Below are 14,918 nucleotides of genomic sequence, written 5' to 3' on the forward strand. Positions count from 1 at the left end.
AATCAGCTAGCCCTCCATGCCCAAAGTGGCGCGTGGTTTCGCGGCCACGCCGCGAAACAGCGACCGGGACAAGGCACCCCCACAGCCACGTCCTTCATTCAGCCCCACAATCCGAGGACGTAGTCGTAGCAGGATCTGAGGGCTAACCTTCGCGGACACTCCGCAGGACGAAAGAACCCCCGCCGCACGTAGTGCGCAGCGGGGGTTCTTTCATGTCCGAGGACGTCCGCGAAGGTCAGCCCTCAGATCCTGCGGTGAGAGACCTAGGCCTCGTTGTACACCGTCTTGAGCTTCAGCAGGTGCTGATAGCGGTCCATGGCGGCCTGCTCGTTCTCCTTGAAGAGCTCCTCGGCGCGCTCGGGGAAGGAACGCGTCAGCGAAGCGTAACGGGCCTCGTTCATCAGGAACTCCTGATAACCGCCCGCGGGCTCCTTGGAATCGAGCGAGAACTTCTTGCCGGCAGCAGCCTCGGGGTTGAAGCGGAAGAGGTTCCAGTAACCGCACTCGACAGCCTTCTTCATCTCGGCCTGGCAGTTCTGCATGCCGCCCTTCTTGATGGAGTGCATCTCGCAGGGGCTGTAGCCGATGATGAGGGACGGGCCGTCGTAGGCCTCGGCCTCGTGGATGGCCTTGAGGGTCTGAGCCGGGTTGGCGCCCATGGCAACCTGTGCCACGTAGACGTAGCCGTAGCTCATGGCAATCTCGGCCAGAGACTTCTTCTTGGTCACCTTACCGGCGGCGGCGAACTGAGCGACCTGGCCCAAGTTCGAGGCCTTGGAGGCCTGACCACCGGTGTTGGAGTAAACCTCGGTGTCGAAGACGAAGACGTTGACGTTGTGGCCGGAAGCCAGGACGTGGTCCAGGCCACCGAAGCCGATGTCGTAGGCCCAGCCGTCGCCGCCGAAGATCCAGAAGGACTTCTTGGTGAGGTAAGCCTTGTCGGCGAGGATCGCCTTGGAAGCGTCGCAGCCGCACTTCTCGAGCTCGGCAACGTAGGCAGCGGCAGCGGTCTTGGAGGCCTCGGCGTCGTTGACGGAGTCGATCCAAGCCTGGCCGGCGGCCTTGAGCTCATCGGACGGACCATCGGCAGCGATGATGTCCTGGGTAGCGGCGATCAGCTTGTGCTGAACGGCCTCATAGCCAACGGCCATGCCCAGGCCGTGCTCGGCATTGTCCTCGAACAGGGAGTTGTTCCACGCCGGGCCGTGACCGTCCTTGTCCTTGCAGTAAGGAGCGGTGGCAGCGGGGTTGCCCCAAATGGAGGAGCAGCCGGTGGCGTTGGAAATGAACATGCGGTCGCCGGCGACCTGGGTCACCAGACGTGCATAGGCGGTCTCGGCGCAGCCGGCGCAGGAGCCGGAGAACTCCAGGTAGGGCTGCTTAAACTGGCTGCCCTTGACGTTGGCCGCGATGAGCTCCTTCTTCTCGGAGACGTTCTCGACCATGTAGTCCCAAACGGGCTGCTGGTCCATCTCCTGCTCGGTGGGAACCATCTCGAGGGCGCCCTTGGGGCAAACCTTGACGCAGTTGGTGCAACCCATGCAGTCGAGCGGGGACACAGCCATGGTGAACTTCATGCCCTTGGCCTTGGGGCCCATGGCGTCGAGCGTGCGGGTAGCCTCGGGCGCGGCGGCAGCCTCGTCCTCGGTCATCGCAAACGGACGGATGGTGGCATGCGGGCACACGTAGGCGCACTGGTTGCACTGGATGCACTTGGTCTCGTCCCAGTGGGGAACGACCACGGCGACGCCGCGCTTCTCGTATGCGGAGGCGCCCAGCTCAAACTGGCCGTCGGCGCAATCGACAAAGGCGGAAACAGGCAGGCTGTCGCCGTCCATGCGATCGATGGGCTCGAGCAGGTTCTTGACCTGCTGGGCGATAGCGGACTTGGTCTCCTCGGAGAGCTCGACGGGAGCGGCGTCCTCGGCGGTAGCCCAGTCGGCCGGAACCTCGAACTTACGGAAGGCGGTAGCGCCGGCATCGATGGCCTTGTGGTTGGCGTCGACGATAGCCTGGCCCTTCTTCATGTAGGACTTGGTAGCCGCGTCCTTCATGTACTGCAGGGCGTCCTCGGCGGGCAGGACCTTGGCCAGCGCGAAGAAGGCGGACTGGAGCACCGTGTTGGTGCGCTTGCCCATGCCGACCTTAGCGGCCAGGTCGATAGCGTCGATCAGGTAGACGTTGACGTTGTTGTTCGCGATGTAGCGCTTGGCCACGGCGGGCATGTGCTCGGCGAACTCCTCGTCGCTCCACTGGCAGTTGACCAGGAAGGTTCCGCCCGGCTTGACGTCGCGGACCATCTTGAAGCCCTTGACGATGTAGCTGGGGTTGTGGCAGGCGACAAAGTCGGCCTTGGTCACGTAGTACGGCGAACGGATCGGGGAATCACCAAAGCGCAGGTGCGAGACGGTGACGCCGCCGGTCTTCTTGGAGTCATACTGGAAGTAGGCCTGGACGTACTTGTCGGTGTGGTCGCCGATGATCTTGATCGAGTTCTTGTTGGCGCCGACGGTACCGTCGCCACCCAGACCCCAGAACTTGCACTCAATGGTGCCGGGGGCTGCGGTGTTGGGCGCATCCTCGGCCTCGGGCAGGCTCAGGTTGGTCACGTCATCGACAATGCCGATGGTGAACTCGCGCTTGGGCTCGTCCTTCTTGAGCTCCTCGAAGACAGCGAACGCGGACGCGGGAGGCGTGTCCTTGCTGCCCAGGCCGTAACGGCCGCCGACGACCTTGATGCCCGTCTTGCCGGCCTCGTAGAGAGCAGAAACGACGTCCTGGTAGAGCGGCTCGCCGATGGAACCCGGCTCCTTGGTGCGGTCCATGACGGCAATCTTCTGGACGGTCTCGGGGAGAACGTCGACAAAGTGCTTGATGGAGAACGGACGGAACAGGCGAACCTTGACCAGGCCGACCTTCTCGCCGTGAGCGTTGAGGTAGTCGATGACTTCCTCGAGCACGTCGCAGAAGGAGCCCATGCACACGACGACGCGATCAGCATCGGGAGCGCCGTAGTAGTTGAACAGGCCGTAATCGGTGCCGAGCTTCTCGTTGATCTTCTTCATGTAGCCCTCGACGACGGCGGGAAGCTCGTCGTAGACCTTGTTGCAGGCCTCACGGTTCTGGAAGAAGATATCGCCGTTCTCGTGGCTGCCGCGGGTGTGCGGGTGCTCAGGGTTGAGCGCGTGGTCGCGGAAAGCCTGGACGGCGTCCATGTCGCACATCTCGGCCAGATCCTTGTAGTCCCACATGGCGACCTTCTGGATCTCGTGGCTGGTGCGGAAGCCGTCGAAGAAGTTAAGGAACGGGGTCTTGCCCTCGATGGCGGCAAGGTGAGCCACCGGCGAGAGGTCCATGACCTCCTGGACGTTGCCCTCGGCGAGCATGGCGAAGCCGGTCTGACGACAGGCCATGACGTCGGAGTGATCGCCAAAAATGTTCAGGGCGTGGGAAGCGACGCAACGCGCGGAGACGTGGAAGACGCCCGGGAGCTGCTCGCCCGCGATCTTGTACATGTTCGGGATCATCAGGAGCAGACCCTGAGAAGCCGTGTAGGTGGTGGTCAGAGCACCGGCGCCCAGCGAACCGTGAACAGTACCGGCTGCACCTGCCTCGGACTCCATCTCGACGACCTTGACCGGGGTGCCGAAGATGTTCTTGCGACCCTGGGCCGCCCACTGGTCGACATGGTCGGCCATCGGGCTGGACGGCGTAATGGGATAGATTCCCGCTACCTCGGTGTACGCATACGAAACATATGCGGCCGCCTCGTTGCCGTCCATAGACTTAAACTTACGCGCCATATACCCCTCTCCTCTCATATAGGTATACAGGCCCCGGCGATCGCCGGGATGTTGGCGTGATGGGATTTTCGCTGTTGCTTCCAATCATCTGGCAGGCAGACTGAGCAGCAGGTACATGGCGTGGAGAGAAGACATGCCGAGGCGAGGGGCAACTGATGCGCCCCACAGACCCGACCGCCCGTCTTGCACATGACCGAGCGCCGCAAAGGCCGCATGCCGGATGCTCCCGGGCACGCCCCGGCGATGGGAAGCGCCCGCAACGGAAATCCGCATGCGGGTTTATTGTACCCCGCCGTTAAGTGTAATTTCGACAAATATAGGCGGGCGGTAAAGGTTTACCTCGGGTGACCGCCAAAGGCCAGAATGGTCCCTCCATCCCCGGACGACTGGCTCTGACGCGCCAAGGAGTGTCCCCAAGTACCGACAGGAAAGGAACGTCCCTAACTGCCGGCTAGAGGGCGCCGAGCAGGATGGCGTAGGTGGTGGATTCGCCGAGTTTGAGCTCGTCGCCGGGGTTGAGCTGGGCGGAGCGGCCGGGCTCTACTTGAATACACACACTCGTGGCCCCGTTTACCACCACGGTGCCGTTAGTGGACGACAGGTCCTCGACAAACCATGCGCCAGACTCGTCGCACCAGATATGGGCATGGCGGGCCGAGACGTCGTCGGTGATGCCGCCCTCCCCCGTTGCCAGCGCGCCGATCTCAACGCCTTCCTCACTCGGCTGAATCCAGCGCGGGACGCTCACCACGTAGCCGTTTTGCACGCACAGCAGTCCCAGCGGATGCGCCGGCGCGACCTCGTGCTCGCCCGCGACCGAAGATGTGCTCAGCGAGCGCGGCGTCGACGTGTCGCCGCCACGGGTCGCATGAGCGCGGCGGCTCGCCCGACTTGGAACTAAGGCGGGCGTGAGAGCAAACGGCATAGGGAACGAATCTTGCGGATGTACTCCTCGACGTCAGGCAGGTAAGCCCCACGAAGTCACCGGGGAGGCCCAAGCGGCCCGGCACCACTTCCAGATTCTGACCAGGGCGAGTCGTTCGCCGGTGGCTGAAGGCTCGCTCCCACCCAAAAGGGGAGATTCGCGTTGTTCCCCAATCGCTCTCGCATCTTTCATTTTGCTCGAGGTGGGCTATAAAAACTTTCCTGGTGAAAGGCGGCGATTGGTTTCCTTTCTTTCTAGAGGAGCGCGCCTGTAATCTGTTTTCATCCTAAATCAAGTTAAGATCGGACCTTCCAGAGGCAAGTCGACTCAAACTGCGAGGCTCCATGTTGGAATAAAGAGCGCTGTCGAAGTGCCAACAACACAAAGCTTGCCAGTCTCAAATAGAACCTTTTGGGAGTCCGATTGGGCCGCACACCGAATCCCCGCTGGTGGTTTTTTATAGCTGCGCAACAATAAACAAGGTTAGTGCCAGTCCAGCATGAAATTGAGGAACGTATGCATTTTTTCTCAGTAAGTGATCGTCGTTACTGCTTCGATGAGGTCACTCGCAATTGCTTTCAGGTTGACCAAGCATCAGAAGATGCGCTTCGCATATTTGAAGCATCGGGAAGAACGGTCAACTCGAAGTTGCTAACATAGTCACTTGCTGCGAAAGGCTACGACCAAACGACCATAGCAGAACTTGAAGACGACATTGATGAGTATCAACGATTGTCTGAGCGGACTTTCTTAACAAAAGACACGCCTCGAAAACTTAGATCCATCGAACTCCACGTTTCACATGCATGCAACCTTGGTTGTAGTTACTGTTTTGCCGGTAAAGGAGATTATGGAACGTCTCCTCTGCTGATGACAGACGAGATAGCCTTCAAGGCGGTCGACTACCTCGTCGCAAGTTCATCGGAAAACGAAACGCTTGCGATCGTCTTTTTTGGTGGGGAACCCATGATTAACGAGCCGCTGATATGGAAAACGGTCGACTATTCAAAAAGAATATACCCCAATAGAAACTTTACCTATTCTATTACGACCAACGGAACGCTTTTGAATGACACTGCTGTGAATTCTTTCAAGGAGCACGGGTTTTCTGTTCTGATTAGTCTCGATGGTACAGGATGCAAGCACGATGCATCGCGCCCGTACAAGACGGGAGGCGGCTCTTTCTCCGATATCGACAAAAACGTTCGTCGTTTTTCCGAGTCGTTCCCCTTCGGCGCAAGAGCGACCTTAACAAATAATAACTGTAACCTTGTTGAAGACTATCTTCAGTTTAAAGAGATGGGCTTCAGAAGGATTTACTTCTCGCCCGTGAGCTCATTCGATGAGAATATCAAACTCGACGAACACTCATTAAACAAAATCAGGGCGGGCCTAATAGATTTGGCGGATCAATATCTCAAACAGATTGATCAAGGGGAAAAGCCCTTGTTTAGAACATTGAAAACTGCAGTTGATTTGATTATGAGCAACAGGATCGCCTTTGTCGGATGCGGGGCTGGCAGGCGTTTTATTTCCGTGACTCCCGAAGGGGACGTATACCCCTGTCACAGGTTTGTCGGGATGATGCGATTCAAAATGGGCAACATCGTCACCGGAATTGACGAAACTAGGTATATTGAAAACTGGAGTCAGGGTGTCGAAAAAAGAATTGACTGTACGGACTGTTGGGCTCGGTCTTTCTGTGGTGGGGGCTGTAGCTGGGAGGCTGCAGACGAGCACGGCTACTTGCCCAAGAGTCTACACCCTGCATCATGTGAATATAGAAAGATGTGCTACGAGATGGCTTTTGACCTTATTTCCCGCCACTCATCTTCGCAGGAGAAAAATCAACGAGAAGCTACTGTATCGGAATAAGCGGTTCAGCGCATTGCTGTCACCATTGTGGAGGTGTTCGTTCTTCTGATTACCGTCTGCGAAGCTTATTGCTACGTTCGCCGAAACCATTCTAGAAATATGGTGAACTAGACATCTTGGTTTGTTATACACAATATTGAGGTTTTTCTGCACTCAAAGGGAGGTAGTCGTGAAGCATATTCATCCGATTAATCCAGGAAGTGGCGACGAGGCAGGCGTGAAGCCGATGTCTTTTGACTGCCTCTTGGGCATTACTGACATCTGTACTGTTTATGATAAAGCAGATGGCTGTGGTGCATACGATTACTGCGACTATGACATGGATGGCGGCAGCATCTGCGTTGTAGATCACTGTGGCATTGATCAAACGTAGTCTCTAATTGGATTAAGGTGAGGAGCTGTTATGAAGCATATCCATCCTGTTGGTTCAAATGAACATCCTCCCGTTGAGCCTTGTTGTCTTGGAGTTGATATATGCAATTTTTACGACATCGCCGAGTGCCCTGTTGCGGATTGGTGCTATGTCGATAAAGAATCAAGCTGTGTTTTGCCAGCAGATTGGTGCGATCCAGTTGACGAGTAGTTTTGTGGCTAGGAACTATTTGGTCCAATTCAGAATAAGATGGGAACAAATACCAAAATCTCGTGTCTGGGAGGAGTTATGCCATTATTGCAAGGTCTCGTTGGATTAGCCTTTATACTTGCGTTATATCTGGCACCTTTTTTAATTCTATTCTTCATTATCCGACTCTTTCTTCGGAGAAAATAGGAGTGTCACGCAAACATTAGCGTAGCTTTCTTCCAATATGAGCCGAGCATTGGCAAGTGGAATAAGAAGCCCGACCGTTCGCCACATGAAAGTGATCGGACGGGCTTCTCTATTTAACCCGGGCCGCCACCCATAGCGGCTTTCCAAGCGTATTCTCAGTGCAAAGCAATCGTCAGTTTAATCCTATGCGCTGATACCGCATTTCATTTGTTCGGCTCGAATTCTACGGCCTGGCAACCCTCGCACTCTCCGGCAAATGGATTGAACGCGAAGGCAGAGATGATGTGTGCGTGGACATCGAGGCTGCTGTAGGCAACATACTGGGACATGGACCCCCGCTGCGCGTGGTATGCGGCCCGGCATATTCATTGCCGTCCAACCCCGTGTAGTTGCAGCAAAGGGTGGAACCTCAATGCTCAGCTCATGTTGTCCGTGGGACACGAGAATCGTAAGTACACTTTGGTGCGATTCTCACGCTGATACTGAGCCACCTGGAATAAGATACGTCGCGACAACACTTCGCTTCACCTCTGTCTCGACAAGATGACGTAGACTAAAGTTTCCTTTAGTAAGAGAACGAGAACTATATCTGAAAGCGTTGCGATGGCGTGAAGGCACCGAGTCCGAACCGCCTGAATGCTACGTGCATCTGCATCGCCTTTTTGTTATCTCTGCCAGTTGGGTAGCACTACACTTGTCATCATTTACCCTGGTACATGCTGCCTAAATCCACTACCCCTTCTACCGCGCCGACCATCTCGTCATCGTGAGAGACAACGATGATCACCTGGCTTTGCTTGTTGCGCTTAACATAGGCCGCAAGCTCGGCGCGGCTTACAGCGTCTAACCCAGTCGTGGGCTCGTCGAGTACCAAAACTGACGACTTGCGTGAAATCGCCGACCATAAGTACACTCGGCGCAGCTCACCGCCCGAAAGCGCGGAGCAACGTTTCCCGAGCAACTCCTTCACGCTGTTTTCCAGCGAAAGTAGGCCATCTACACCCCGGTGATAGGAAGAAAAGGGCGTGTCGAAATACTCTAACAGCTCTTTCACCGTTTCGTCCGGCGCGAAGCACGACTGTGGGCAGCACGATATCTCTCTCGCACGTATGTAATCCAAGTCGCATTCTTCGATTGGCACGCCGTTGTATTTTACTTTGCCTTTCGATGAGTATAGCCCGAGCATCAAGTAAAGAAGTGACGTCTTGCCTCTTCCGTTTTCCCCAACTATGCAATATGTACCAGGACCGGAAAACTTGAAAGAAAACCCGCCGAGGACCTCTCGGACAGATCCGTCTGGAAGGGCAACCGAGAATTCCAAATCAGATACCGAAATGTCATTTATTTCATCGAGTTTAGCTAAATCGGTCCGATTCCACCCCGATCTCTCCTTTTCTCTCGTCGCGATAGCCGTCCTATCCCATGATGCTTTGGCATCTTGATAGGATTTGAACAATGACATCATACTTTTCAAAGTCTTAAAGAGAACCGCGAAGTATGTACCGATGATAGTGTACTCGCCTATTGACATAGTTCCGTTAATGATTCGTACTCCGGAAACAACAAGTATCACCGCTTGAAACAACGCTGCGAAAAGACCATCGAGCGATGTCAGAGAATATGATAGCTTTCCGGAGCGCAAAACTTTGGGAAAATAGCTCTTAAACCCAGCGTCGAGCGCTTGTTCGCTCTTGCCGTACGAAGATGTCAGTTGAATGTTGAGAATCTGATTAAGCTGCGATGCAATTGCGGCGTAAAAGGCGCTGTCCGCCTCTTTCTTCTCATACGTGACCCTATACAAAAGTTTCCTCAACCCAGTAATTACACAGAAATACACGATGAGGAGAATGATGGAAAACACCGCGAGAGTTGAATCAATTGACCATATGATAAGCAATACGATGGGAATGGCTACAATGGACAGCGGCGCACTGATAAAATTCGCCAAAACGAAGGATGAGACCACGCTGGAGTCGGAAATAATCCGTTGCGTTGTATAGGCTGGATCGATGGTCCGACTCACCAAGTAATCGTCTCTTTCAAAACGCAAGACGGCCTCCCTGAGAAGATCAAAGGAAAGTCTCGTGGTTATGCGAATGGAAAGTGTTCCTGCAAAATAAGTAAAGAGGGTGGAGAAAACTCCTATTGACGCAACCAGGAGCGCGAAGAGTACGGCGTCTCTTTCGCTGCGGTTACCGAGAAGAAAATCTAAGAATTTCCCGTTCACGTATGGCATGGCATAGGAGAGAGCGGTTCCAATCACCGTGATAGCAATGAAGACGAAAGCCCCTTTTGCTCTGATGAACCTCGAGAGAACGCATCGAATCAAGGAAGGCCCCAATCTACCCGCCACAAAACATCAATCACTGATACCTTACACCTCAACACAACAGGAGCGAAGATTTGCCAATGAGACTGCTTTAAGATTACCTTGGGCCAATACGATCTCAAGCTCTTCCTACAAGAGAGTCGGAATCGGACATCTCCTCCGACGAACCTGGCAATCGGGCGGTTGAAATATCTTTTTCAACCGCCCCCCCGATTGCCACAATAGATTTGAGCATCCGCCCACAAACGTCCGCGTTTTATACCCATCAAATCCTTTGCCTTTTGTCGTCTAGACTAGAAAAATCGCTCGAAATAACGCAACCGGCCTGCTCGCTTGAAGAAACCTAAGCCCGTAACGTAGATGTGCAAACTTCCGAAACGCCTTGCGCGGCATAGTGCGTATAAACTTCGTCAACCGCCTCAGAAATATCTGAGTATCGCGCCGGGTCAAAAGCATACGATGTCGCAGCTATACCCTGCACCCATTCGGAACGCGGATTAATTGAATAGCCACACAGCATCATCATACATGCATCTAGACCTGATTTCCCAAGTATCCGACGTATTGATGAGAGCATCGCGGGTCGCCCCCGCACCATCGTCGTCACCCCTATTAGCAGTATTTACCGTTTTTCTCTAAATGCGTATCGCCACCCTTAAGAATACGAAGTGTTTTATCCAGACCCGATTGTCCTCCATCTCAAACGAAGGGATAAGGAATCTCATCCGGAATCGGCAGTAACGGAGGATTCACAACGACAAGCGAAAAACATGAGTCATCTCTCAGAGGGGAGTAAAGGCTCCCCTCAAGCACCCTAGTTTCGTCATCCAAAGAGTTGATGGCAGTGTTTTTCTTACAAAGGTCGACAACAAAAGGGTTGATTTCTACAGATGTTACATCCATGCCACAGTTGGTAAGTATCAGGCCCTGTATTCTGGGGCCAGAACACAAATCGAGAGCCTTCCGTGCGCTCTGCGGTGTAAGGCGCCAATCTCAGCAAATCTGTCCCACAATACTGCGCTGAAGAACAACACGGAACCCCTGAGCCAAACTCCCCTATACCTTATTAAGGCTAAGACAGGCAAGTTCACGCACCCGGCATATTCCAGAATAACATCCTATTGTTTTAGATGCTCTACAAGCATGAACAGCCGCGAATCGGAAAGATCTTCTAGTTTCGCCCCGACTGACCGCCAAGGGCCAAAATGGCCTCTCCATCCCCAGGCGACCGGCTCTGGCGCGCCGAGGAGTGTCCCCAAGTGCCGGCAGAAAAGGAACGTCCTTAACTGCCGGCTAGAGGGCACCGAAGAGGATGGCATAGGTAGTGGATTCGCCGAGCTTGAGCTCGTCGCCGGGATTGAGCTGGGCGGAACGGCCGGGCTCGACCTGAATGCAAACGCGCGTGGCCCCGTTTACCACCACGGTTCCGTTGGTGGACGACAAGTCCTCGACGTGCCAGATATTTTGAGCATCGCACCAGATATGGGCATGGCGGGCCGAGACATCGTCGCCGACGTCGGTAATATCGCCCTCACCAGTGGCCAGCGCGCCAATCTCAACACCCTGCTCACTCGGCTGAATCCAGCGCGGGGCACTCACGACAAAACTGTTTTGTATGCGCAGCAAGCCCAAAGGGTGCGCCGGGGCGGGGTCGCGTTCGCCCGCGGTCATCGACATGCCAAGCGAACGCGGCGTGGAGGTGCCTCCGCCACAGGTCGCGTGCGCGTAGTCGATGGCATAGTTCACCGAGGACCGCACATCCGCCGAACAACCGACGGCGACAAACAGCACCAGCACGGCCTCGGCGCGCTCGGCGGGCATGAGTTCCGCCGCCTGGGACAGGCGATCGAGCGCGTTGCGATAGAGATTCGTGTCCTGGTGGCACTCTTCGAGCGCGCGTACCATCGGTTCACCTGCAGGACCGCACACCATATTGATTACAGCCGTGGAGTCCATGGGATTGCGCTGGCGCAGGGCCAGTTGCGACATAATACGCGCAGCCGAGGTACCGTATTCGGCAAAGTAGCGCTGCTGAAGCGTGCCGACCGGCGCGCGAACGATAAAGCGGGAAACCCAAGAGCGATCGGCGGCTCGGCTCTGCGGGCTGCGGCCGTCGGCGAGCGGACGGGACGAAAGCACCAAGCCGCACAGCTCGATATGGCTCAGATGCGCCGCGCGCTTAAAGATGTCAAACATGGCCCCGCATGGGGTGAGCTCAACTTGAGATGCCATGACCTAGGCCTCCTTGGTCGTAGAAATAGAATCGGACGATACTTCGACAGGTCCGCCAAAAGTACGGGCAGCTGCGGCTCCACCGGCAAGCGGAGTCGCCATCTGGGCTTTTGTGCGTCGCGGTGCCGAAACAGGAAGTTCAAAGGCAAAGCCCATCGCAAGCAAAAACCACGTAAGCGTATAGGTTGCAACCAAAGCGGCAACAAGGCCGCCCATCACGGCGCGTTGGGAAAATACGCTACATGCAGTCACAACCAGTACCGGAACCTCGCAGGCAGAAAGCGCAAGCACACCCTGCAGGAACCCCGAGCGTCGATCGCGCGCAAGTGCCCCCGCGGCAACGCCGGCCATGCCTGGCAGCGCCAGCGCCAGTGCGGCAATAACACCCGGTAGCGACCCAGACCACACGAGCGATCCCAAAGTCGCCGTCACGCGAGCGCCCGACGCCAGCAGCGCGGCCGAAACCACGACCGCAGCCCAAACCACGCCACAAACGACCGCCGCGCCGACCATCAGCGCGCGACGAACCGCGCGGCCAGACGCATCCATGGGGCACGGCGTGAGCGGCTCGCCGCGGAGCGAACGACCGACATTTTGCGCATAGTGGTCACAAAACGCCGAGAGCGCCGCCTCGACCGCCGCCGGCTCGGGACGATCTTTTTGATGGCTGGACAGACAGGCCATCACCACGTCGAACAGCTGGGCATCGACAAACGCCAGCGCATCGCGTAGCTCCTCGGAATCCGGCTCAAGCCCCAGCTGCTGGGCCTGCTCGGCCGCGGCGAGCGCCACATCGGGCTCGCGATGAAGCAGCTGCGTCAAATCACAACCGGGCGCATGGGCACCAATGGGATAGTCGGGCCGCGTGTCCATCTTGAGACGGTAGGGGCTCGCGATGTCGCGCGTCTTTTTGCGCGAACCCGAGGTGCCCGAAGTGCTCGGCGCGGCTTCGTATGGCGCGATGTCGGCAATGAGCTCGTAAACCGTACTTGCCGCGGCATAGACGTCAATCGCCGGCGACATACGCAAAGCGCGCAGGTCGGGAATATCGTCGGTGAGCATCTCGGGCGGGGCATAGGCAACCGTCGCGCGACGCAGCGTGGCATAACGCTCCGTAAACGACGCCTTGCCGCCGGTACCGGCCACGGCCGACGCAGGCTCAAGCGCCAGCGACGAGCCAAAGTCGATCAGACACAGGTCAAAGGTGCCCTCGGCAAGCTGCCGGTCAAGCGGTAGACGCGCCGTACGCACCATAATATTAGCGGGCGAGATATCGCGATGGACAAAGCCCTCGCCCACCAGGCTCATACGGCAGAGCAGATCGAACAGGTCGCGACCCAGACGCGCCGCCACAAGCGGCGACAGGCGTCCGGCATCGTCCACGGCAAGTCGCGAACGCAAGCGGGCAAGCGTCTCGCCCTCGACCCATTCCATGACAATTGCAGGCACACCGTCGACCTCGCCCCAGCCATAGAGGCGGGGAAAACCCTTAAGGCCCGAAAGGGCGCGATGGCATTCATATTCCTCGCGAAACGCCGCTTTGAACTTGGCGACCAGCGCCTCATGAGCGGCGGCATCGTCAAACTCATCGCGCGTCGGCAAGATGAGCTGTTTGAGTGCCACGGCCTCGCCTTGGGCGTTGATGGCACGCGTCACGCGGCCGATACCGCCACGGCGCATGGTGGCATCGTCGGCAAACAGTATCGTAAAACGACGCAGGTAGGCAGGCAGTTCGTCCTGACCGAGCGCAATGGCCGGCTCAAACCCGTCGACACGCGCCAGGCGCAGGCCGACCATGGGATCGCGACCGAGCGATTGTGGTGTGGTGGATGCAAGATCGGTCATCATAGGGCAAGCGCCGCCACGTTATTCTTGAAGTTACCGAGTGCGACGTCATCATCGCCGTAATGGCCGACCCATTGACATAGGTTGGTGTAACAGCCCCACAGATTGGCATACTGCTGATACCACTTTGACCGGGGCGAGAATGTCTGACGACCGAACTCGGCTCGAATGACAAACATCTCCCCGACCAGGCTGTCGCACGGCCTGGGATCTCCCGTAGAGTTATAGGTCGAAACCACGTCATTGGCGCGAGAAACATAGCCGTCGAGCATGTTGTACTTGGTCACAAGCCAACTGTGAATGCTCTCTTCCTCAGCAGCGGAAAGGCCACCGGAGTTTGCATCGCTGTCAGTGTTGCCGCCCGTCGAACCGCCATTTCCAGACCCTCCGGCAGAGGAGCCCGACCCAGAACCGCCGCCCGAACTCGACGAATCCGAGCCGGAGCCAGAAGTATCCGAGCTACCGGGCTTTCCGGGCTGCTGGGCGTCCTGTTCCTGCTGCTGCTCGACCTTATTCACCGTTGCCGCCACGCTATTGTTGGACAACCGATCGATGATCTTGGTGTTGGTGAGCACGATGGTTTTGCCATTGGCAAGCGTGACTTCGTTGTCCGGGGCCTCGGCGCCGTCCGCGTCGTCAGTGCCAAACACAATATGCGCGACCACACTTGCCCAAGCATATCCAGTCGTGGTGCCCAGGTCACTTTTGACCTCATGCCCTACGCGCGGTTCGCGTGCGGCATGTGCCTGTATCATGGACGGCACGGTCATGCCATAGGCAGAAACGCCAGCTATGACCAGCACCAGCGAGCACGACAGCAGCGCGTACGCCCGAGGCGCCAAGCCCAGTCGGCGTCGCATGCGCACCGCGGCGCCGCGCTTTGTCTGAGTGCCACCGGGCCGCATGCGTTCTCCTCCAACAAAAACACGCCGCTCGGGAGCGGCGCATTCATTCGAATCCACATTTGAGTGTATCAGCGAACCCAAAAGGTTGCGCAACGAATGGGCGAATTAAGGACGCGGGCGGAAGCATCCATGCGATAAGCGGATACGAAGCATCTTTGTTGCACAACAAACTCATAGTCGCACGGGGAAATTATGACTGCCCCGTGCGTCGCCAGGAAAACATACGGCAGGAGCA

Annotated in this window: 9 protein-coding genes and 1 pseudogene; 3 read left to right on the top strand and 7 right to left on the bottom strand. The window is 56.7% G+C overall.

Features of this window, described 5'->3' with window-relative positions:
- Positions 1-263: 263 nt before the first annotated feature.
- Together nifJ and DXA43_RS01490 are read right to left on the bottom strand one after the other, a co-directional pair.
- Positions 264-3,803 carry a pyruvate:ferredoxin (flavodoxin) oxidoreductase gene (gene nifJ, locus DXA43_RS01485; RefSeq protein ID WP_117655974.1) on the bottom strand — a complete coding sequence of 1,180 codons (3,540 nt, stop codon included), beginning with the start codon at positions 3,801-3,803 and terminating at the stop codon, positions 264-266.
- A 451-nt stretch (positions 3,804-4,254) separates the two neighbouring features.
- Complete coding sequence (locus DXA43_RS01490; RefSeq protein ID WP_055285289.1) at positions 4,255-4,728, bottom strand: FHA domain-containing protein; 474 nt, start codon at positions 4,726-4,728, stop codon at positions 4,255-4,257.
- Positions 4,729-5,460: 732 nt separating this feature from the next.
- On the opposite strand from DXA43_RS01490, the gene DXA43_RS01495 reads away from it, so the two are divergent.
- The 3 genes from DXA43_RS01495 (at position 5,461) to DXA43_RS10165 (ending at position 7,186) form a co-directional block, all read left to right on the top strand.
- On the top strand, positions 5,461-6,603 hold the full coding sequence (locus DXA43_RS01495) for a radical SAM/SPASM domain-containing protein (protein WP_117806058.1): 1,143 nt from the start codon (positions 5,461-5,463) through the stop codon (positions 6,601-6,603).
- Between the two features lie 169 nt (positions 6,604-6,772).
- Positions 6,773-6,976: a hypothetical protein gene (locus DXA43_RS10160; protein ID WP_124785779.1), complete on the top strand. Its 204-nt coding sequence runs from the start codon at positions 6,773-6,775 to the stop codon at positions 6,974-6,976.
- Between the two features lie 30 nt (positions 6,977-7,006).
- Positions 7,007-7,186, top strand: coding sequence for a hypothetical protein (locus DXA43_RS10165; RefSeq protein ID WP_147324165.1), 180 nt, complete (start codon positions 7,007-7,009; stop codon positions 7,184-7,186).
- Between the two features lie 886 nt (positions 7,187-8,072).
- Here the strand turns inward: DXA43_RS10165 and DXA43_RS01505 are convergent.
- The 5 genes and pseudogenes from DXA43_RS01505 to DXA43_RS01525 form a co-directional block, all read right to left on the bottom strand.
- Positions 8,073-9,701 (bottom strand): ABC transporter ATP-binding protein, encoded by a 1,629-nt coding sequence (locus DXA43_RS01505; RefSeq protein ID WP_117806059.1) that lies wholly within the window; start codon positions 9,699-9,701, stop codon positions 8,073-8,075.
- 699 nt (positions 9,702-10,400) lie between these two features.
- A pseudogene (locus DXA43_RS10580) lies at positions 10,401-10,667 on the bottom strand (methyltransferase); the annotation flags it as partial.
- Between the two features lie 327 nt (positions 10,668-10,994).
- The gene (locus DXA43_RS01515; protein ID WP_117806060.1) at positions 10,995-11,933 is read right to left on the bottom strand and encodes an FHA domain-containing protein; all 939 of its coding nucleotides are present in this window, start codon (positions 11,931-11,933) and stop codon (positions 10,995-10,997) included.
- A gap of 3 nt (positions 11,934-11,936) precedes the next feature.
- Complete coding sequence (locus DXA43_RS01520; RefSeq protein WP_117806061.1) at positions 11,937-13,781, bottom strand: hypothetical protein; 1,845 nt, start codon at positions 13,779-13,781, stop codon at positions 11,937-11,939.
- Entirely contained in the window at positions 13,778-14,683 is a 906-nt protein-coding gene (locus DXA43_RS01525) for a hypothetical protein (RefSeq protein WP_089573256.1), read from the bottom strand. Before DXA43_RS01525 ends, DXA43_RS01520 begins: the two co-directional genes overlap by 4 nt.
- Positions 14,684-14,918: the final 235 nt, after the last annotated feature.

It is taken from the genome of Collinsella sp. OF02-10 (assembly GCF_003463445.1).
Classification (GTDB): domain Bacteria; phylum Actinomycetota; class Coriobacteriia; order Coriobacteriales; family Coriobacteriaceae; genus Collinsella.

What these genes read in the sequence shown, in the direction of transcription:
- nifJ (WP_117655974.1), bottom strand. Translation starts at nt 3,803, where the DNA reads ATGGCGCGTAAGTTTAAGTCTATGGACGGCAACGAGGCGGCCGCATAT.
- DXA43_RS01490 (WP_055285289.1), bottom strand. Translation starts at nt 4,728, where the DNA reads ATGCCGTTTGCTCTCACGCCCGCCTTAGTTCCAAGTCGGGCGAGCCGC.
- DXA43_RS10165 (WP_147324165.1), top strand. Translation starts at nt 7,007, where the DNA reads ATGAAGCATATCCATCCTGTTGGTTCAAATGAACATCCTCCCGTTGAG.
- DXA43_RS01515 (WP_117806060.1), bottom strand. Translation starts at nt 11,933, where the DNA reads ATGGCATCTCAAGTTGAGCTCACCCCATGCGGGGCCATGTTTGACATC.
- DXA43_RS01520 (WP_117806061.1), bottom strand. Translation starts at nt 13,781, where the DNA reads ATGATGACCGATCTTGCATCCACCACACCACAATCGCTCGGTCGCGAT.
- DXA43_RS01525 (WP_089573256.1), bottom strand. Translation starts at nt 14,683, where the DNA reads ATGCGGCCCGGTGGCACTCAGACAAAGCGCGGCGCCGCGGTGCGCATG.